A 19,197-nucleotide genomic window follows, 5' to 3' on the forward strand; every position below is an offset into this window, starting at 1 on the left:
ATGAAAGTTAGCGGTGAAGTCCAGGATATACTCAACTCAGCATATCAGGAAGCGTTGAGCTGGCAGCATGAATTTCTCACCCCCGAACACGTACTCTATGCGGCCCTGAATTTTCCCTATCCCAGGGAAGTGATCAGTCATTGCGGCGGGGAACCGGATGAACTCCGGGAACAGCTGAAAGAATTTCTTATGGAAAACACCCCCACTGTGGAAAACAGCGAACCCCTCTCATCTGCTTCGTTTAATCATGTATTTGAACGGGCGGTTCTCCACAGTCATCATGTGAACAAAGATACCATTGAACCCGGGGACATTCTCGTTTCCCTCTTCGATGAGCCCGAAAGCCACGGCCGCTATTTCCTTGAGCAGGCTGGCGTTGAGCGGATCGGACTTCTGGAGATAATCAGTCACATTCTGGGAAGAAGCGAACAGGATATGAACAACCAGGGTGATGACGATGATGACGACGACGATGATGATGAGATCTTTGCCTCAGGCGATGAGGAAGGTGATGAAAATTTCTTCGCCGCTCAGGAAGATGAATCAGAGGCTCAGAGCAGCGGAAAAAAATCCTCAGGGAAGAAAAAGAAGGCAATCAAGGCGTTTACCCGGGATCTTGTTGCCGCAGCCGGGAATGGGGAAATCGATCCAATCATCGGAAGGGATGAAGAACTTGAGCGCACCATGCAGGTACTCATGCGCAGAATTAAAAACAACCCCGTACTCATCGGAAAACCGGGGGTCGGGAAGACTGCAATTGTGGAGGGGCTTGCCCGCGCACTGTCCCATGATGAAACTCCGGATCTTCTGAAAAACTATCAGCTTTTGGCCCTGGACATGGGTGCATTGGTTGCAGGAACCCGTTACCGGGGGGATTTTGAGGAACGGATGAAACTTCTTATGAAGGAAGTGGAATCCCAGAACAATATTATTCTCTTCATTGATGAGCTGCACACAGTGGTTGGAACCGGTGCGGCATCAGGCGGCAGCATGGATGCATCCAACATGCTCAAGCCTGCATTGGCTTCCGGAAAAGTGCGGATTATCGGCGCGACCACACCCGAGGAATACCGCCGTTTCATCGAACGGGACCATGCCCTGGCCAGGAGGTTTCAGAGCATCGAGGTCCCCGAGCCTTCACAGGACGACGCCTATGAAATCCTGAAAGGGCTGAGAAAGAATTACGAAGACCATCATCATGTGCGTTACAGCGACGATGCCCTCAGGCAGGCAGTAGAGCTTTCGGATCAGTATATTAACGAACGCTATCTGCCGGACAAGGCCATAGATGTAATTGATGAGATCGGTGCACTCATCCGCCTGCGGACCTTCAGATTTACCGCCCAGGAAGCCCTTGAGAAGGCCAGACAGGAAACAGAAGAAAATTCCGCAGTCAAACCCGAAAACCCCAGCCCGGAAGAAAGAAAAACCGAATCCGGCCAGTCTGAATCCGAACAGACTGAATCCGAACAGACTGAATCTGAAAAGGCTGAAGCTGACCAGACTGAAGCCGAAAAGACCCAAAACGCCGGTGATGAAACCACTCCTGTCCGGAACGACTCCGACTCCGCCGGTGAAGCAACCCAAAGCGCTTCGGGCGATGACGAATCGGGCCCGGAGGAGAGGGGTGAATCCGGGACCAATGAAGAATGGGACCGGGAGCTGTGGCCTGAAGTGAGCGTAGAGGATATTGAAACGGTAATTTCCAAAATCGCACGGGTCCCAAGAAAGCGGGTGTACGGTAACGAACGGGAAAAGCTAAAAACCCTTGAATCGGGTATTCTTTCAACCCTCTACGGACAGGATGAAGCAGTGAACACCGTGGTGGAATCCATTAAGCGCAGCCGGGCCGGTTTCCGTAAGGCGGACAAGCCGGTGGCTAACTTTCTCTTTGTGGGCCCCACCGGTGTGGGCAAAACCGAACTTGCCCGACAGCTCTCCGAACAGATGGGCGTACAGCTTATCCGTTTTGACATGACCGAATACCAGGAGCGTCATTCGGTGAGCCGTCTCATCGGGAGTCCTCCGGGCTATGTGGGCTTTGAGGAAGGCGGCATGCTCACCGAATCCATCCGCCGGAACCCCCATGCGGTGCTGCTGCTGGATGAAGTGGAAAAGGCCCATCCGGATATCTACAATATCCTTCTGCAGATCATGGATTATGCAACTCTCACCGACAACTCCGGCCGGAAAGCGGATTTCCGAAATGTGATTCTGATTATGACCAGTAATGCCGGCGCCCGGAATATCGGAAAGAGCCTCATTGGCTTCGGAGAACGGGTGATGGACCGTGCCGCAATTCACGATGCAGTGGATAAAACTTTCTCACCGGAATTCCGAAACCGCCTGGATAAGGTGGTGGTCTTCAACGGCCTCAATCAAGAGGCAGTGGTGGATATTGTCGAAAAGGAACTGGAAAGCTTCCGGCAGCAGCTGGAGGAAAAAGATGTTCAGGTTAAGGTTGATAAGGATGTGGTTCGCTTCCTGGCAGACCAGGGCTACAGTGAAGAGTTCGGTGCCCGGAATATCAGCCGCACCGTGGATGACCTTATCCGTGCCAGATTCATAGACGAGGTTCTGTTCGGGAAGCTGGAAAACGGCGGGAAAGCCCGGGTGAGTCTGGATCCCCAGGGTGAAAATGCTGAAGATAAAATAGTGATCAAGTTCACCCGCAGAAGAAGGAAAAAATCCAAAACATCCCAGGCTCCCGTGAGCGAGCATGTATGATTTTTCTTCCATAGAGGAACTCTCCCATTACTACCGGATTACCCTCCCGGATCCCGGGGATGCAAATCCCCAGGGGATTCTGGGAGTAGGGGGGAACCTCTCTCCGGGATTGCTTTTATCGGCATATGAACAGGGCATATTTCCCTGGTTCTCTGAATCCGATCCTATATTATGGTGGAGTCCCGATCCCCGCTGTGTATTTCACCCCGCCGATATTCATATTTCCAGCCGGAACCGCCGCATGCTGAAAAAGTCAGGCTATGTACTGAATATGGACCGGGACTTCTCCGGGGTAATTCGCCACTGCGCAAAGGTGGCCCGGAAAGATGAAGATGGCACCTGGATAACCCCGGAAATGATCGCCGCATACACCGAGCTCCACCGTCTGGGCTACGCCCACTCTGCGGAAGTATACGCCGACGGTGAGCTGGTTGGCGGGTTGTACGGTGTGAGCAGGGGCAGAATATTTTGCGGTGAATCCATGTTCTCCCTGGAACCCAATGCATCCAAGTTCGCTCTTGCCGGCCTGGCCCGCTTTCTCCATCGTTCCGGGTGCAGCATCATCGATTCCCAGGTGGAGAACCCCCATATTCTTTCCCTGGGGGCCCGGAATATTCCCCGGGACCAGTATCTCGCCGAACTTTCCCGGGCATTGAAATATCCGGATATTCAGGGCTGGGGTGAAGTGGAATATCGTGCCCTGAACTTTTTTGAATCATGGAAACCGCTCACCGGCGACTCGGCTTCGGGTTAAACGCTGTATGTAGCCTGTATTCCCCAATGTTTGTGCAGACCAGAGTTTTTTCGACTAAACTTTCTGTATGCAGAGATGCGTCTCGATTACCCGGTGAGTATACGTACCGGATGAGTTGAAGTGCCGGGTGAATAGAGGCAATGCGTCCAAATTTTGATCACTGCCACGCGAAATCCGGAGGAAAGGGGCCATGATTTTCAAAGAACATGGTGTATATGATATTTCCGTTCAAAAGCGTCTATTGGTGGTGAACGCCACCGGTCCATGGAACGCAGAGGCGGCACAGCATTTCGCTTCCCGGGTTAAAGCGACTGTATTGAAGAACTGGACAGACGAAACCTGGGCCATGATAGCCATTCTTCACGGCCAGGGCCTGTACACAGAATTTTCCACGCCGATTCTTAAGGACCTTCATGCCTGGCGGGTAGCACACGGACTGCGCCACATTGCGATTATTCACAGCGAAGAGAACCCTGAAAGCTCCGTTCTCACAGAATATCAGTTTGATGATATCTACCGCTCGCTGCAAAAAGGCAGCTGTGTCCAGCGCTACTTCAGATCTGTGGGGCAGGGGATGGAGTGGATGAAAGCTCTGGGTTACATCAGTACTTAAACCTGCTTCCGCCGATAAATTCCCTGAGAATGGAGAGGTCGGGTACGAACTCTCTTTGAACGGGAAGAAAAGCATCCAATATGCCCAGAAGTCTCCGAGCCTGGGAAAAATGTCTGGATGACGGATGAATTTCCTTCAAAAGGGGTTCTGCATGTGCTTTCAGCACACCAAGCTCGTAATCCAGGGCCGAGTTGAAGGTTGCATCAGCCTCATCCTGAAACGGAAATATATGTGTGTGCTCCCCCCTGCGAACCGATGGCCATCGCATAATACTTTCCCGGGCGCTGTAACCACGGTATCGGTGATCCCGGACTATCCGGCGTATCAGCCGGTTATCGCTGGTTGATATGCGATTGCTGTCATCCAGGTTTATCTGGGTGAGTGCTGATATGTAAATGCGGTAACTTTGTTCCTCCGGGATTTCCGGGGTAAGGGCGGGATTCAGCCCGTGAATCCCTTCAATTATCAGAATACCGTCTTCTTCCAGTTCAAGCTCGAAATTATTGTATTCAGGGAGACCGTTGACAAAATCGAAGCGTGGAATGCCTACGGTCTTTCCGTTGATTAAATCCAGCAGATGGCTGTTCAGAAGGGGGATATCCAGAGCCTTAATGCTCTCAAAGTCATAGTTTCCCTCATCATCAAGGGGGGTGTTTTCCCGTGCAATAAAATAATTGTCCAGGGAAAGGCTTCTGGGGTGGAGCCCCAGACTCCGCAGTTCGATGAGAAGGCGTTTGGCGAAGGTGGTCTTTCCGCTTGAAGACGGTCCGGCAACAAGAATTATTTTCGGAAGCTCATCCCTTTGCTGGATATCCTGGGAGATCCTGGCAAGTTTCTGTGCCTGGAGTGATTCCGCAACCCAAATAAACTCCTTGATCCGTTTTTCTTGCACCAGCTGGTTCAGCTTCCCCACGGTATCCACTTCCAGGATTTCCGCCCAGCGGTGATACTCGCTGTAGGTCTGGGTAAGCACCCGGACATCCCGAAAATCTCCTGCTTTCGATCCATCGCCGCCGGGCTGGGGATAAATAAGTACAAAACCTGAAGAGTGGGACTTGAGATGAAAACTGCCGACCATGCCGCTGTTGGGAAGAAGGGGCCCATGAGCCAAGTCGATATATGATTCACATTCATATATCCTCAAATGGGGCTGTGTATAATGCTGCATGAGCAGAAGAGTGCTGTATCTGTCGTGCTTGCAGAAATACTCCTCCAGTTTCTCGTACTTTCTGATGTTCAGCGCTATATGAAGGTCCTCAGACCTGATGCGCTCGATTTCCTGCTGCAGTGTATCCAGATCTTCCCGGGATACGCTATCTTTTCCCCGGTAGGAAAAGAACATGCTCTCGCCAATGCTGTGACCAATGACCAGCTGCCTTCCGGGAAAAACGTTATGAGAAGCCATGCTCAGTATGAAATCCATGCTGCTGCGCTGAATCGTCACTCCCCGGGGAGAATCCATGGGGATTATTTTCAGCACACCTCCGGTTTGAAGTTCCTCCTGCAGGGGAAGAACATTATGATCCAGTATCACCCCCGCTGGAAGCCCGGTCTGCTGAATTTGCTTTGAGTACAATTTTTCCACTGCCTGGAGGGCGGTGCTGTGCCGCGGCAGGAAAACCGTGTTTCCCGAGTCTGACTGAAGTTCAATGTTCATGCAGCCCCCCGGTCCGGCTGGTGGCTTGGGTATTAGCCAGGCAGACTTGGCTATCAGCCCGGGCTATTCGCCTTTCAGCGCTTCCCTCAACTTGGACGCCTTGGTGTTGGGAATTACTCCCACGATGCGATATTCCTCGTTCAGAGTGTTCACCACCGGATTTTCCATGTATTGGCCCCCTTTGGGACCCAGGAGAAGTTTTACCAGAGGGGTTCGGGGGTGCTCCTGGAAGGTCTTCACCACCATGCCCTGTGCACCGTTTTCCACCTGAACAAAGGTTCCGATGGGGTACACCGAAAGAGCCTTCACCAGCCCGCTGAGCACTCCGGCATCGTAGCGGGTGCCCCGGTTCTTGAGCAGCTCAACCACTGCGTGATGGCCGTCCAGGGCCACACGGAAGGGGCGGTCTGAGTTCATGGCGGCAAACGAAGAGGCTACAGAGACAATCTTGGCATACTGGCTGATCCGTTCGCCGGTGAGGTTCCGGGGATACCCGCTACCGTCAATATTTTCGTGGCTTTCCAGTACACCCAGGCATACCGCCATGGGATAATCATGGGTTCTCAGGATTTTAAACCCGAGTGCGGTATGTGCGGTTATGGCTTTGCGTTCCTTTTCATTCAGAAGCTTGTCCGTCATATACAACTGGCTCGGGAGTTTGATCATTCCGATTTCATGGAGCAGGCAGGTTGTAGCCAGCTCTATCATTTTGTGGGGCGGAAGATGCATTTCCAGACCCAGGATGGTGCCTACAATGGTGGTCTTTACCGAATGGACCACAATGTAGTTGATATTCACCTGAAACTCGTTATACCGGAGAAGAAAGTGACGATACCGTTTCACCGTTTCGATGAATTCTTTCACCTTGTTGGAGATCATTCCGTGGGGAAGATCTCCCCTGGTTACAAACTGGGTAAAGATCTTCTCGGTAAACTCCACCATTTCCCTGAACTTCGACTCAGCCTGTTCAAGCTCTTCACGTTCCTTGAACTGGGCGTTCAGGTTCGCCACTTCAACATCGTCGCCGTTTATGCCGCCTTCGCTGTCCGCCCTGTCGGTAATATCACCATTTGAATATACATAGTTGTATCCCCAGCGCTGGAGTCGATCCAGTAAAGGCTGGTCCACAGGAGTCTCGGGGGACAGGAGGATGTAGTTGTCATCAAGAAAGGCGCCAAGATTAAAGTATTTTCCTTCCTCTATCTGGCTCAATAAAAAATCGTTCATGAACTCCCTTTCATGCCTTGGGTTGTGTGTCTCCGTTCTGATTCATCCTTGGAATCTCTTGTACCTGAAAGTGTATAAACGTATACTTTCAAGAACAAGCAGATTTCAAAATGAATACCTTCTCCCAATATATATTATAGGAGCATTACACATGAAATTTAAGCTGATTTTCCTGATTTTCAACGCCATCGTGGTTTTTTCCTTCCTTTTTATTGCGTTACTTCCTGTTTTCATGCTGGGTTGGGAATATGCAGCACCGTTCTGGGAGAATTCCTGGTATCTGCTGCTTCTCTTCGTCCTGGTGCTTTTCGGCCTTGATGCGTATTTTATCCGCAACTGGAAAATGTTCACCCTTCTGGAACAGAAGGACTGGGAACTGATTCAGAAATATCTTGAAGAGGAAATCTTTTCAAAAAAACGGATCGGCGATCAGCGGGTTCAGATTCTGCTGAATACTTATGTGGTGAAGGGCAGGCCTGACAGCATGATCCGTCTGGCGGAATGGGTGCGAAATGAGAACCCCGGAGTGTATCGTCGACTTCTTCTCCCCCTGAGTACCGGTCATCTGCTGAATAATGATTTTCAGGGACTGAAAGAGTATTATGATCCCTGGATTCAGGAAAATTCCCTGACGAAAAAAGGCTGGGCGGACTGGCTGTGGGCGTTCGCTGCATTGCGGCTTCAGGAAGGGGAGGCTCCTCTCTCCCGCCTTACATTCACTGCACAGAAGAGTAATGATGAAGCGGTAAGGCTGCTCTCGGCCTATCTTCTGAAGGATATTCTCCAGCTGGAAATATCTGAAAAAACCCGGGATTTTCTCTCCGGATTTGCCTCCCGATATTCCAAGGCCGCCTGGGCGAAGAAGCTTGAAGGCCGTAAGGAAAAGCTTCACATCCTTACATTGAGCTCAATTCTCCAGCAGGCCGGTGAATGGTGCATAGCCAATTATGCCTACACGGCGGACATTCCCGTTGCCAGCCCGGCAGCTGCGCAGGAACAGGGCAGCAGCGACGAGCAGGAGGATTCTCATGTCTGAAAACGAACATCCCGTCGATCCGGACAGCAAGGCTTCACCGGGCCGGAAATTCGCAGCAGATGCTGAACCGGGAATTCCCGTGCATGTAAAGAGCAATAAACTGGCTGATGTTCTTTATGATATTCGGGGTCCTGTTCTTAAGGAAGCCAAACGGCTGGAAGAAGAGGGTACCAGGGTAATTCAGCTGAATACCGGGAATCCCGCTCCCTTCGGTTTCGAAGCTCCGGACGAACTGATCCATGATGTGATGTATAATCTGCGGAATGCCCAGGGCTACTGCGACAGCAAAGGACTGTTCTCCGCCAGGAAAGCGATCATGCAGTACTACCAGACACGGGGCGTACCCCACGCCGATCTGGAAAACATCTATATGGGAAACGGTGTGAGTGAACTGATCGTCATGACCATGCAGGGGCTGATCAACGATGGAGATGAAGTACTTATTCCTTCTCCGGATTATCCTCTCTGGACCGCCGCAGTGAACCTCTCCGGCGGGAAGGCCGTGCACTATATCTGCGACGAATCTTCCGAGTGGAATCCCGACCTTGAAGATATGAAGTCAAAGATCAGCTCCCGCACCAAGGCGGTGGTGGTGATCAATCCGAATAATCCCACCGGAGCCGTGTATCCCCGGGAGATCCTGGAAAAAATCCATGCAATGGCAGCGGAACATGATCTGATCGTGTTTGCAGATGAGATTTATGACAAAATCGTCTACGACGGTCATGAACATGTGACTATGGCGAGCATCTGTGATGATATTCTTTGCATAACATTCAACGGACTGAGCAAAAGCTACCGGGCTGCAGGTTTTCGAAGCGGCTGGATGCTTCTTTCGGGAAGGCTGAGCCATGCCAGAGATTATCAGGAAGGGCTGGATATTCTTGCCAGTATGCGCCTCTGCGCCAATGTTCCCGCCCAGTATGCGGTACAGGCAAGTCTGGGAGGCTACCAGAGCATTGCGGATCTCACTGCCGAGGGCGGGCGTCTTGAACAGCAGCGGAGTATTGCCTATGAGATGGTCAACTCCATTCCTGGACTCAGTGTGGTGAAGCCCAAAGGAGCACTTTATCTCTTTCCCCGGGTGGATCAGAAACGTTTTAATATTCAGAATGACCAGAAAATGATCCTGGATCTGCTTCTGGAGAAAAAAATTCTTCTGGTGCAGGGGACCGGCTTCAACTGGAGCGAACCCGATCACTTCCGCATGGTCTTTCTTCCCGAGAAGGATGAGCTCAGACATGTGTGCACCGAAATGAAGGATTTTTTCAGCTGGTACCGGCAATGACGGATGCCGGCGGCCCGGCAGCGCGCCTCACAGTCGGTCTTGTTTACTGACGGCCCGGAAAGCCGCCGGCCCGCGGGCCCGCTGGCCGAACCCACCGCCGGCATCCCCAGGCTGCTCATCCTTGACCGCAAATTCACCACTGGCTATAATGGCCATTCACTGCCCACGCCGGGGTAGTGAAATACACGAACAAACGGAGCAATTCATGAGCGTCCGCGTCCGCTATGCCCCGAGTCCAACGGGGTTACAGCACATAGGGAGTCTTCGAACGGCTCTCTTCAACTACTTTTTCGCCCGCAGCCAGGGCGGAACTTTCATTTTACGGGTGGAAGACACCGACCAGACCCGGTTTGATCCCCGGGCCCTTCAGGATATTTACGATACCTTTGACTGGATCGGGATCCACTGGGACGAGGGTCCCGATGTGGGGGGCGAATACGGCCCCTACATCCAGAGTGAACGTTTTGACCTCTATAAAGAGCATGCCCTCCGCCTTGTGGAAGAGGGCAAGGCCTACAAATGCTTCTGCAGCGCTGAGCGTCTGGAAAAGCTGAGGGAAGAGCAGAGCAAACAGAAAGGCGGACACCAGGGCTACGACCGCCACTGCCGGAATCTCAGCAGCACGGATGTTGCATCCAAAGAAGCCGCCGGAGAACCTTATGTGATCCGTTTCAAGATTCCTCTGGAGGGAGAAACGGTAATTTCCGACCGGGTTCTGGGGGAAACCAGAAGAAAGCACAAGGACATCAATCCCGACCCGGTATTGCTGAAAACCGACGGATTCCCCACATACCATCTGGCCAATGTGGTGGACGACCATCACATGGGAATTACCCATATTCTCCGGGCACAGGAATGGGTGAGTTCAGCGGCCCTTCATGTTCTGCTGTACAAGGCCTTCGGTTGGGAGGTTCCGGAATTTGTCCACCTGCCCATGGTAATGGGAAAGGACGGATCCAAGCTTTCGAAACGCCACGGATCAACATCAGTGATCGACTTCCGAAACCAGGGATATCTTCCCGAGGCACTGGTGAATTATGTGACCATGGTGGGCTGGGGTTATGACGAATCCACAGAGTTTTTCAGCATTCAGGATCTGGAGCGGGTCTTCAGTGACGGTAAAATCAATAAGGCTCCAGGAGTTTTTGATTACAAAAAACTTCAGTGGTACAACTCCCAGTATATTGCCCGTACCGATGAGAACCGGCTTGTGGATCTCTGCCTTCCCTATCTTGTAGATGAAGGTTTTATAACCAGGGACGCCCGCGGCGATGTTCCCTCTGATCAGCTTGAACTGCTTCAGAGCGTGATGCCTCTGGCAAAAGAGCGGATGAAGCTTTTGTCGGATATTCCGTCGGTGGCAGGATTCCTGTTCCGGGATTTTACCCTCAACGGAGCGGGAGATCTGGTGCAGAAGAAGCAGAACCCGGAAGATACGAAAAAAATCCTGGAACAAATCCGGGATGATTTCACCACAATTGCAGACCTGGATGAAGAAGGATTCCACGACTATTTCCAGAATCTTGCGGAATCCCTGGAGACAGGTATGGGGAAGGTGATGATGCCTCTGCGAATCGCAATCACCGGAAGCCGTGCAACTCCTCCTATGGCGGATTCTATCCGTCTCATGGGCCGGGAAAAGGCCCTGTCCCGGCTGGAAACGGCAATCGGGCTGCTGTAAGCACAGATATCTATCAACAGGAGAAAACAGATGTCCAAGAAAGAAAAGAACCAGAAGGGTGTAACCCTGGATAAAATTGTATCCCTGGCCAAGCGCCGGGCTTTGTCTTCCAGTCTTCCGAAATTTACGGAGGACTCTCTTCAGCCTGGGACTACGGTCCCCTTGGCGTTGAGCTGAAAAACAACATCCAGAGCAAATGGTGGAAGGAAATGACCCAGCTTCACGATAATATTGTGGGGATTGACGCTTCCATTCTCATGCACCCAAGGGTGTGGGAAGCTTCCGGTCACGTGGAAAACTTCCATGACCCGATGGTGGACTGTAAGCAGTGCCGATCCCGGTTCCGGGCCGACCATATCGATCTGAATGCTGCCTGTCCCAATTGCGGAACCAGGGACAGTTTTACCGAGCCCCGGGAATTCAACCTGATGTTCAAAACCGTCATGGGTCCCACCGATGAAAGCGGCACCGCCGTATATTTACGGCCCGAAACCGCCCAGGGAATTTACGTCAACTATAAAAACGTTCTCCAGTCCGGCCGGGTGAAGCTGCCCTTTGGTATCGCCCAGGTGGGCAAGGCATTCAGAAATGAAATTGTGACCAAGAATTTTATTTTCCGAACCTGCGAGTTTGAGCAGATGGAGATGCAGTATTTTATTCATCCCTCCCAGGACGATGAAGTATTTGAAACCTGGAAAGAAGCCCGGATGGCCTACTACGAGAAAATCGGGATTCGCATGGACAAGCTGCGCTTCAAGGAGCACGGACCCGATGAGCTTGCCCACTACGCCAAGGCCGCCTTCGATATCGAATATGAATTTCCCTTTGGATGGCAGGAACTGGAAGGCATTCACAACCGCACCGACTTTGATCTGAAACGGCATGCAGAGTTTTCCGGGAAGGATCTCACCTATCTGGATGATCAGACCCGGGAGCGCTTCGTACCCTATATTATTGAAACAAGCGCCGGGCTGACACGGACCCTGCTGATGGTGCTTTCCGATGCCTATGAAGAGGAAGAGGTGGCTGATGGGGATGTGCGAACTGTTCTCCGTTTCCACCCCGATCTTGCTCCCATCACCGTGGCGGTATTCCCCCTGGTGAAGAAGGATGGTTTGGCCGAGCTGGCCCGGGAGGTTGAAAAGGAACTGCGGGAAGATTTCGCAACCTTTTACGACCAGAGCGGTGCCATCGGCCGCCGGTACCGCCGTCAGGATGAAATCGGTACGCCGTTCTGCGTTACCGTGGACTACGATTCCAAGGAAGATCAAACGGTTACCCTGCGTTACAGGGACAGCATGGAGCAGGTTCGCCTGCCCATCAGCGAACTCTCCTCCCATATCCGCAAAGCGGTGAAGGAGTACCGCCGGAACTGAGGCTCCGGAAAGCGGGAAGGGAGAAAGCCGAAGCGTCGCCGGAATATCGCCGAAATATCGCCTGAGCTTTGTCTCAGCGTGAGCGGCACGTGAGGCACGGAAGGCTGCTGAACCGCAGCCCTTCCGGATTTGCTGAATGACTACAACAGGAACAGAATATGAAAACCCAAGAACAGGCTTCCGCCCAGGCGGAACAGACGGACAAAATCCCGGGATCCCATATTTCCGGGCGAACGGTACACATCGAAGCATTGAAGATTCTTGCGGAACGGGGCTTCCTCCAGCAGTGCAGTGATCTTCAGGGGCTGGAAAAGCGGATGGAAGAAGGACCGGTTACCCTCTATGTGGGAACCGACCCCACCGGACCCAGTCTCCATGCCGGGCACATGGTTCCCATGTTCGCCGTAGCCCATCTTGCCAGGGCAGGGCACAGACCCACCGTTCTTATCGGCGGAGGTACCGCCATGGTGGGAGATCCCAGCGGCAAGACCGAAATGCGGAAAATGATCAGTGCCAGGGAAATTTCCGAAAACGGCAAGCGGTTCGAGAAACAGCTGAACACGTTTTTTCATCATGCGGGGGTCACCGAAGAGGTGAACTTTGTAAATAACGCCGACTGGCTTTCGGGTCTTAATTACATCGATTTCCTCAGGGATATCGGCCGTCATTTTTCGGTAAACCGGATGCTCAGTTTTGAAGCATACAAGATGCGCATGGAAACAGGACTTTCCTTCATTGAGTTCAACTACCAGCTTCTGCAAAGTTTCGACTTTCTAGAACTCTACCGGAAACATAACTGCGAACTGCAGATCGGCGGGGATGACCAATGGGGGAACATTGTGGCAGGAGTTGACCTGATCCGCCGGGTGGAAGGGCATGAAGCCCGAAGCTTCGGCCTTACCTTTCCCCTGGTGACCCGATCCGACGGGAAAAAGATGGGGAAAACCGAACAAGGCGCCGTTTTTCTGGATGGCGAACTGTTCACCCCCTTTGACTTTTTCCAGTACTGGCGCAATGTTGCCGACGCCGACGTGATTAAATTTCTCAAGCTTTTCACCTTCCTTCCCATGGAGCAGATCAATGAAATGGCATCCTGGAAGGATCAGAAGATCAACGAGGCCAAGGAAATTCTTGCCTATGAATTCACTTCCCTGGTACACGGGAAAGAAACGGCGGACAAGGTTCTTGAATCGGTAAAGGCGGCATTTTCCAAAGGCGGATCAGGCGCAGCCCTGGATTCCATGCCCACCACCGAAATTCCCTCAGCGGAACTGGAGGCGGGAATCGGCGTACTGGAACTGTTTGCCCGAAGCGGCTTGTGTTCCTCCCGGGGCGAAGCCCGCCGTCTTGTTCAGCAGGGCGGTGCCAGGGTGAACGATGAGAAAGTGAGCGACATTGAGCAGAACATTGACGCCTCCCATCTTGGAGAGGACGGAATCGTTCTCAGAGCCGGAAAAAAACGCTATGCCAGGATTGTAAGGGGCTGAGTTTCCACCGGTTCCTTACATCCCCCGTCGAAGACGTCATTATGAACGGACCTCATCATAAACGGACGGCATTAAAAAAGATGGTATCCAAAAAGGATGTCTGAGCCCCGGGCTGAGGCATCTTTTTTTATCCGGCAAAAATTGTCAGTGCACAGAAGCTTGTGAAGAACCATGTATTCCAATAAAAACCTGCATATGTAGTGCCTGAAAAATGCCCGACACCACCAGTACGGTATAATTTTTCGAAATAGATAGTTTTCACAAGCTTTGGTGCACTGTAAACCGGTCACATTCCGATTAATCCGGGCACTGCTGGTGGAGGGGGGGGTGCCTGCCCATCGGGGGACGCAAGGAATTAGATGGTACAGTGAAACAGATGGTGCAGTGAAACAGATGGCTCAATGAACCTGATGGTGCAAAAAATGAGGGGGGGGGGAACCCCGGCTCGGAGCAGGCATGCAACGCCTCTGTTCACAACCTGGCCCCAAATCCCCAGCTCACAACCTGGTATCAACGCCCTCACCCGGGAGGCCGTTGCATCAGGCCCGCTGAATCAAGTCCATCGAATCAGGCCCGCTGAATCAGCCAGCAGCGGTGGGGTTTGCGCTTGGCAAAATCCTCAGGAATGGTCTTGTTGGTTATTTCGTCTATGAGAGCACCCCGTTTTTTCAGTTCACGATCTTCCAGGCGGAATTTTCGGAAGTTGTTGCTGAAGATCAGTACACCCTTTTTGGTGAGAAGCTTCAGGCATTGCTCAATTAGCCAGACCTGGTCTTTCTGCACATCAAAAACCCCGTCCATTTTTTTGCTGTTGGAGAATGTGGGGGGATCGCAGACGATGAGATCGTAGCTGTCTTTTCGCTCCACGGCCTGGTTCAGCCATTCAACTGCATTGGCGGTAATCAGCCGGTGGAGATTTCCGGTAAGAAAGCCGTTTCGCTCAAGGTTTCGCTTGGCCCATTCACTGTAGGTGTTGGACATATCCACGCTGGTGGTGCTCATAGCACCGCCGTTGGCGGCGTAGACCGAAAAGCTGCCTGTGTAGGAAAAGAGATTGAGCATTCTTGACCCGTCCGCTATGTCCCGGATGAAGGAACGGGTGGTACGGTGATCCAGGAACAGCCCGGTATCAAGATAATCAGAAAGGTTGACCTCGAATTCCAGGCCGCCTTCGCGGATCTCTATGGTGAAGCGTTCACGGGCGAAGCGCTCGTACTGATTGCGCCCTTTCTGCTGCCGGCGGGTCTTGATGAAGACATTTTCCTCTGGGATTCCCAGAGCCCTGGCCGCATGCTCAGCCATGGTGATGGTCCACTCTTCCTGTTCCTTCTCGTCTTTGTCCCGGAATTTCAAAAGCTCTGCGATATGCAGATACTTTCCGTATATATCAATCTGAAGAGGGACTTCCGGAATATCCTTGTCGTACAGCCGGAACGCCTGAATATCCTGTCGTTTTGCCCATTTTCGAAGATGCTGATGCCGCTTTTTCAAGCGGTTCATGAGCATTTCTGCCTGGTCGGCGGTTTTTTCATCCATATCGGGTACCTGTATTGTGTCTGCTGAGTCTTCTGTTGTTGTATCTGTCCATACAGCCGGCGGCTACACTGAGCCGTGCTGCCGGGCCATTTTCACCGCAAGAACCGCGTAGCCCGACGAAAGGTCTTCTTTCTGCACCACCACATTCCCGGGAACCTTCAATTTTACATTGGTGAAATTCCATATCGCCTTGATGCCGGCCTTCACCAGCAGTTCTGCCACCGCCTGGGCCTGATCCGAAGGAACGGTGAGAATCGCAATATGCACATCCAGTTCCCGGATTTTATTCACCATCTGATTCAGGGAATGAACCGGAACACCGCAGATGGTTTTCCCGATTTTATCAGTTGAGGGATCGAATGCCGCCAGAATGCTCATGCCGTGACGCTTAAACTCCGCATATCCCATGAGAGCACGGCCCAGGTTACCGGCGCCTACAATGATGGCCCGGTGGATTTTATCCCATTCAAGAAACGAATTGATGGCATTGATCAGTTCCTTCACCGGAAAACCTATGCGGGGCTTTCCCACGATTCCGGTGATTGCCAGGTCTTTCCGTACCTGTATCGGCTCAAGTTCAAGCTCTTCGGCAATGATGGTGCCGGAGATAAAGTCTTTCCCGTCTTTCTGAGCCGCCTCAACAACATGTAGATATGACGGAAGACGCTTGATGGTGGGCAGACTGGCAAGTTTTACTATTGGCATGTATAGACCCCATAACAGTTACGCGGATTAAGAAAAGCTGGTGAAATTATATCGGTAAATTTGCGCTTTCTCAAGCATTAGACAGGGATTTCTAAATGGGGGTAGAATGGAGGAGATGAGTGAGATACAGATTGATACCGGCGACAAAACCGGGCAGCATGACGATGAATTACGCATAGAAAAAATTGTGTCAGGCGGATACGGACTCGGCCGGGATTCAGAGGGGGTGATATTCATCCCTTACACGGTCCCCGGGGATCTGATCCGGGTTGGATCCGTCAGGAGCGCCAAGGGAACCCGCTACGGTGAAGCAGTCCGGATTCTTGAGCCAGGACCGGGCCGCCGGGAAGCCCCCTGCAGATATTATTACCGCTGCGGCGGCTGCGATCTCCAGCATATTGAGTATGCCGCCCAACTGAATATCAAAAAAGAAATGATCAGAGAAGCGCTGATACGCCAGGGTGGTTTTGATCCCGGGGATTCTGTTTTGGCAGGTCTGGAGATGTTCGGATCTGACGAATGGAATAGCAGAAACCGGGTGCAGATCCATGCGGGACCCCAGGGACCGGGATTTATGGAAGCTCGCAGTAACAGGGTTTTGAGAATAGAAACCTGTCCGGTGGTTCATCCCCGTATTAACCGCCTCCTGGCGGAGCCGGAATTGCGCGGCAGCAGCGGCGAGGGTGCGCGGATACCGGTCTTTGCAGATGATTCGGCTGTCACTGTGAAGGAAGGAACCCATAGCCTGGAAATTGCCGGAAAACATCTGAGTTTTGATGTCCGGGGCTTTTTTCAGAGTAATCTTTCAGGCTTGGAACATCTCATTACCTGGGTGCGCCGGCGGCTCGATGATCTGAATGTGATCGCCCCTGCGGCAGCACTGGACATCTATGGAGGTGTGGGCTTTTTATCTTCCCTTCTTCCCGGGGAATTCACCTCCATCGATGTTGTGGAAATCAACCGCCATGCGGAAACATATGTCCGGCGGAATCTGGGAGACCGAGGACGCTTTTATGCCATGGATGCATCCGCATGGGCCCGGGGTCCGGGCAAGAGCAGGCTGAAAAGGGGCAGACAAGAGGCGAAAAAGTCCGGCGGTGCAAGCCGACGACCTGAGTTCAACGGGTATGATCTGGTGATTGTTGATCCGCCCAGAAAGGGGCTTGATGCAGCGTTGAGAAAACTGCTGCTGGAGACGGATGTACCCAACATTCTCTATGTATCCTGTGATCCGGTAACATTTTCCCGGGATCTCGCCCGGCTGAAAGAGCGCTACACGGTTCACAGCCTGGCGGGGTTCGATTTCTCACCCCATAATCATCATGTGGAGGCCGCCGCCTGGCTGGAGCGCTCTCAATGACCGGAATTCAGGATCTCAGCATTCGCCGATATCATGTGCCGCATCTTTTTTTCTTATCTCTTATGCTGATATGGAACTCGCTGCTTTTCGCCCAGGATCAGGAATCCCTCCTCCCTACAGCGGCGGAGCTTGAGCGCTATCCGTGGTATGAGACCATCGTTCTGGAGGGGCGGGTAATCAACGACCCCCTGTTTACAACAGATGGCGGAATGATCCTGATCAGCGATGACAGACGAATTCAGAGAATAGATGCCCGGGCCCAGGGTCCCGCTCCCCGCTGGAACCTCCGGCTGCCCAGGTTATCCGCCGGGGAATGGTTCATATCAAGCGGAGCGGGAGTTCTCATTCCCGCTCCCGGCGGGAGGATGTGGAGTGTTGATATTCGCCGGGGACGGGTTCTCGACCGGAGCATCCGCTATCCATTCGGGGATGAGGGGACCGTACTGTTCCGGGATATCGTCCGGGGAAGGATAGTTGAGGTACGCTCCGCAGACAGGGGGGCGGCGGTTCACCTGTATCGCTGGAACCCGTCGGAAGAGGGCAGGGGTAAGATGCTGCTCCGCTGGGAGGTCTCCGGTTCGCAGGAAGGGCTGAGAAGCATTCATCTGCATGACGGCCGGATTTTCATTTTTCAGACCGCCGATGCTCTCCGCTGGTTTTCTCTGGACGGCGCGGAATTGGCACAGTCCGATCTTGCCCGGGGACAGAGTGATGGAAGATACTCCCAATGGGATGAACTGTTCCGGATGGGAGATCTGTATTTTCTCAATAATCTGGAAGGCGGCAGATACCGGATATATGATTCTACGGGAGCTCTGCTGACCGAAGCAGAAAAACCGGCCGGGTCTCCGGTCCTCATGAGCTGGAAGATTATTTCCGGTGCAGAGGGGGGTAATTTCACCGTCAGTCACTCATCCGGGGGGCTGTATGCCGAAACGGGCAGGGGGTCCCGGCGGCTTTTTTTCAGCCTTGAAGAGCAATGGCGATTTCTCCGGTTTTTTTATCACGACGGGTATTTGTATGCTGCAGATAACGGATGGCGGATTCACCGTTTCCACATCAGGGAAATGGCCCAGGAGCTCTACGGGGCGGATATCCGCCCAACGGCACCCGGTTCAACGGGCACACCCCAAGAAGGCGCATTTCTGTCTGAACTGCTGGTTGCCGCTCTTGATTTTCCTGACAGGTTCGATGCCCAGATAACCTCCATCAGCCGGGCCGTGGAAAACGGGGAACTGCGGGGCCGCCTGGAAAATTACAGCAGTGCCCTGGACGGGACGATCCGGGCGGTCTACGGCTCCGCAGCTGCAGGTTCCCCGTCCAACACCCTCCCGGGAAGCGCCGAGAACCGCAGGCAGCTGGCCGCAGCCGTGCTCCTTTTGGGGGATTCCGGGATGATCTCCCGGCTGATCAACGCTCTTCAATACGAATTTCACCCCCGGGTTCTCTTCGAGCTGGTTGAGCGGGGTGGTGAATTGCTGCCGATGCAGAAGCTGGAGCTCATCGCTTTGCTCAGAGCTTACATCGCCGACGCCCAGCCCTGGCAGCGCAGCGGCGAACTGATGGCCGGGTTCGCCGAATTTCTCCTGCATGAACTGGAGCAGAATTCTCCCGGCGGAGGCGAAGAATCAGTGGTTGCACAGGAAGCCTTTCCCGCTTTGAATGCCGTGTATCCGTATCTTGATAATGTTCAATTACGCAGACGCATTCTGGGGCAAAGTCCCTAGTGCAATATTCCGTCAATAACGCT

13 protein-coding genes and 1 pseudogene are annotated in these 19,197 nt (G+C 52.7%); 10 read left to right on the top strand and 4 right to left on the bottom strand.

From position 1 onward, the window contains the following. The 3 genes from L21SP2_RS17005 (at window position 1) to L21SP2_RS06530 (ending at window position 4,094) form a co-directional block, all read left to right on the top strand. A complete protein-coding gene (locus L21SP2_RS17005; protein WP_024267712.1) occupies window positions 1-2,727 on the top strand; it encodes an AAA family ATPase in 2,727 nt (908 codons plus the stop codon). Then, window positions 2,720-3,481, top strand: coding sequence for a leucyl/phenylalanyl-tRNA--protein transferase (aat, locus tag L21SP2_RS06525; RefSeq protein WP_024267713.1), 762 nt, complete (start codon window positions 2,720-2,722; stop codon window positions 3,479-3,481). Before L21SP2_RS17005 ends, aat begins: the two co-directional genes overlap by 8 nt. A gap of 190 nt (window positions 3,482-3,671) precedes the next feature. Further along, on the top strand, window positions 3,672-4,094 hold the full coding sequence (locus L21SP2_RS06530; RefSeq protein ID WP_024267714.1) for a hypothetical protein: 423 nt from the start codon (window positions 3,672-3,674) through the stop codon (window positions 4,092-4,094). On the opposite strand, the gene L21SP2_RS06535 is transcribed toward L21SP2_RS06530, so the two are convergent. Together L21SP2_RS06535 and L21SP2_RS06540 are read right to left on the bottom strand one after the other, a co-directional pair. Then, on the bottom strand, window positions 4,084-5,751 hold the full coding sequence (locus tag L21SP2_RS06535; RefSeq protein ID WP_024267715.1) for a nucleoside kinase: 1,668 nt from the start codon (window positions 5,749-5,751) through the stop codon (window positions 4,084-4,086). The genes L21SP2_RS06530 and L21SP2_RS06535 overlap by 11 nt on opposite strands. A gap of 63 nt (window positions 5,752-5,814) precedes the next feature. Beyond that, a complete protein-coding gene (locus L21SP2_RS06540; protein ID WP_024267716.1) occupies window positions 5,815-6,978 on the bottom strand; it encodes an HD-GYP domain-containing protein in 1,164 nt (387 codons plus the stop codon). 151 nt (window positions 6,979-7,129) lie between these two features. On the opposite strand from L21SP2_RS06540, the gene L21SP2_RS06545 reads away from it, so the two are divergent. The 5 genes and pseudogenes from L21SP2_RS06545 to tyrS all read left to right on the top strand — a co-directional run bounded on the left by L21SP2_RS06545 (window position 7,130) and on the right by tyrS (window position 13,846). Continuing rightward, entirely contained in the window at window positions 7,130-8,014 is an 885-nt protein-coding gene (locus tag L21SP2_RS06545; RefSeq protein ID WP_024267717.1) for a hypothetical protein, read from the top strand. Beyond that, the gene (locus L21SP2_RS06550; RefSeq protein WP_024267718.1) at window positions 8,007-9,302 is read left to right on the top strand and encodes a pyridoxal phosphate-dependent aminotransferase; all 1,296 of its coding nucleotides are present in this window, start codon (window positions 8,007-8,009) and stop codon (window positions 9,300-9,302) included. The genes L21SP2_RS06545 and L21SP2_RS06550 overlap by 8 nt, the downstream gene beginning before the upstream one ends. A gap of 205 nt (window positions 9,303-9,507) precedes the next feature. Beyond that, window positions 9,508-10,983, top strand: coding sequence for a glutamate--tRNA ligase (gene gltX, locus L21SP2_RS06555; RefSeq protein WP_024267719.1), 1,476 nt, complete (start codon window positions 9,508-9,510; stop codon window positions 10,981-10,983). Between the two features lie 30 nt (window positions 10,984-11,013). After that, a pseudogene (locus L21SP2_RS06560) lies at window positions 11,014-12,359 on the top strand (glycine--tRNA ligase). Between the two features lie 158 nt (window positions 12,360-12,517). Next, window positions 12,518-13,846 carry a tyrosine--tRNA ligase gene (gene tyrS / locus L21SP2_RS06565; RefSeq protein WP_024267722.1) on the top strand — a complete coding sequence of 443 codons (1,329 nt, stop codon included), beginning with the start codon at window positions 12,518-12,520 and terminating at the stop codon, window positions 13,844-13,846. Between the two features lie 567 nt (window positions 13,847-14,413). Here tyrS and L21SP2_RS06570 read toward each other — a convergent pair. Both L21SP2_RS06570 and L21SP2_RS06575 read right to left on the bottom strand, forming a co-directional pair. Then, on the bottom strand, window positions 14,414-15,382 hold the full coding sequence (locus L21SP2_RS06570; protein WP_024267723.1) for a class I SAM-dependent methyltransferase: 969 nt from the start codon (window positions 15,380-15,382) through the stop codon (window positions 14,414-14,416). A gap of 63 nt (window positions 15,383-15,445) precedes the next feature. Then, window positions 15,446-16,087, bottom strand: a complete 642-nt coding sequence (locus L21SP2_RS06575) for a redox-sensing transcriptional repressor Rex (protein WP_024267724.1) — start codon at window positions 16,085-16,087, stop codon at window positions 15,446-15,448. A gap of 115 nt (window positions 16,088-16,202) precedes the next feature. On the opposite strand from L21SP2_RS06575, the gene L21SP2_RS06580 reads away from it, so the two are divergent. Both L21SP2_RS06580 and L21SP2_RS06585 read left to right on the top strand, forming a co-directional pair. Beyond that, complete coding sequence (locus L21SP2_RS06580; protein ID WP_169730436.1) at window positions 16,203-17,447, top strand: class I SAM-dependent RNA methyltransferase; 1,245 nt, start codon at window positions 16,203-16,205, stop codon at window positions 17,445-17,447. Continuing rightward, window positions 17,444-19,174 carry a hypothetical protein gene (locus L21SP2_RS06585; protein ID WP_024267726.1) on the top strand — a complete coding sequence of 577 codons (1,731 nt, stop codon included), beginning with the start codon at window positions 17,444-17,446 and terminating at the stop codon, window positions 19,172-19,174. Before L21SP2_RS06580 ends, L21SP2_RS06585 begins: the two co-directional genes overlap by 4 nt. Window positions 19,175-19,197: the final 23 nt, after the last annotated feature.

The organism is Salinispira pacifica (genome assembly GCF_000507245.1).
Lineage (GTDB): Bacteria > Spirochaetota > Spirochaetia > DSM-27196 > Salinispiraceae > Salinispira > Salinispira pacifica.

Coding starts and splice junctions, on each gene's coding strand:
- L21SP2_RS17005 (WP_024267712.1), top strand. CDS start 1: ATGAAAGTTAGCGGTGAAGTCCAGGATATACTCAACTCAGCATATCAG.
- aat (WP_024267713.1), top strand. CDS start 2,720: ATGTATGATTTTTCTTCCATAGAGGAACTCTCCCATTACTACCGGATT.
- L21SP2_RS06530 (WP_024267714.1), top strand. CDS start 3,672: ATGATTTTCAAAGAACATGGTGTATATGATATTTCCGTTCAAAAGCGT.
- L21SP2_RS06535 (WP_024267715.1), bottom strand. CDS start 5,751: ATGAACATTGAACTTCAGTCAGACTCGGGAAACACGGTTTTCCTGCCG.
- L21SP2_RS06540 (WP_024267716.1), bottom strand. CDS start 6,978: ATGAACGATTTTTTATTGAGCCAGATAGAGGAAGGAAAATACTTTAAT.
- L21SP2_RS06545 (WP_024267717.1), top strand. CDS start 7,130: ATGAAATTTAAGCTGATTTTCCTGATTTTCAACGCCATCGTGGTTTTT.
- L21SP2_RS06550 (WP_024267718.1), top strand. CDS start 8,007: ATGTCTGAAAACGAACATCCCGTCGATCCGGACAGCAAGGCTTCACCG.
- gltX (WP_024267719.1), top strand. CDS start 9,508: ATGAGCGTCCGCGTCCGCTATGCCCCGAGTCCAACGGGGTTACAGCAC.
- tyrS (WP_024267722.1), top strand. CDS start 12,518: ATGAAAACCCAAGAACAGGCTTCCGCCCAGGCGGAACAGACGGACAAA.
- L21SP2_RS06570 (WP_024267723.1), bottom strand. CDS start 15,382: ATGGATGAAAAAACCGCCGACCAGGCAGAAATGCTCATGAACCGCTTG.
- L21SP2_RS06575 (WP_024267724.1), bottom strand. CDS start 16,087: ATGCCAATAGTAAAACTTGCCAGTCTGCCCACCATCAAGCGTCTTCCG.
- L21SP2_RS06580 (WP_169730436.1), top strand. CDS start 16,203: ATGAGTGAGATACAGATTGATACCGGCGACAAAACCGGGCAGCATGAC.
- L21SP2_RS06585 (WP_024267726.1), top strand. CDS start 17,444: ATGACCGGAATTCAGGATCTCAGCATTCGCCGATATCATGTGCCGCAT.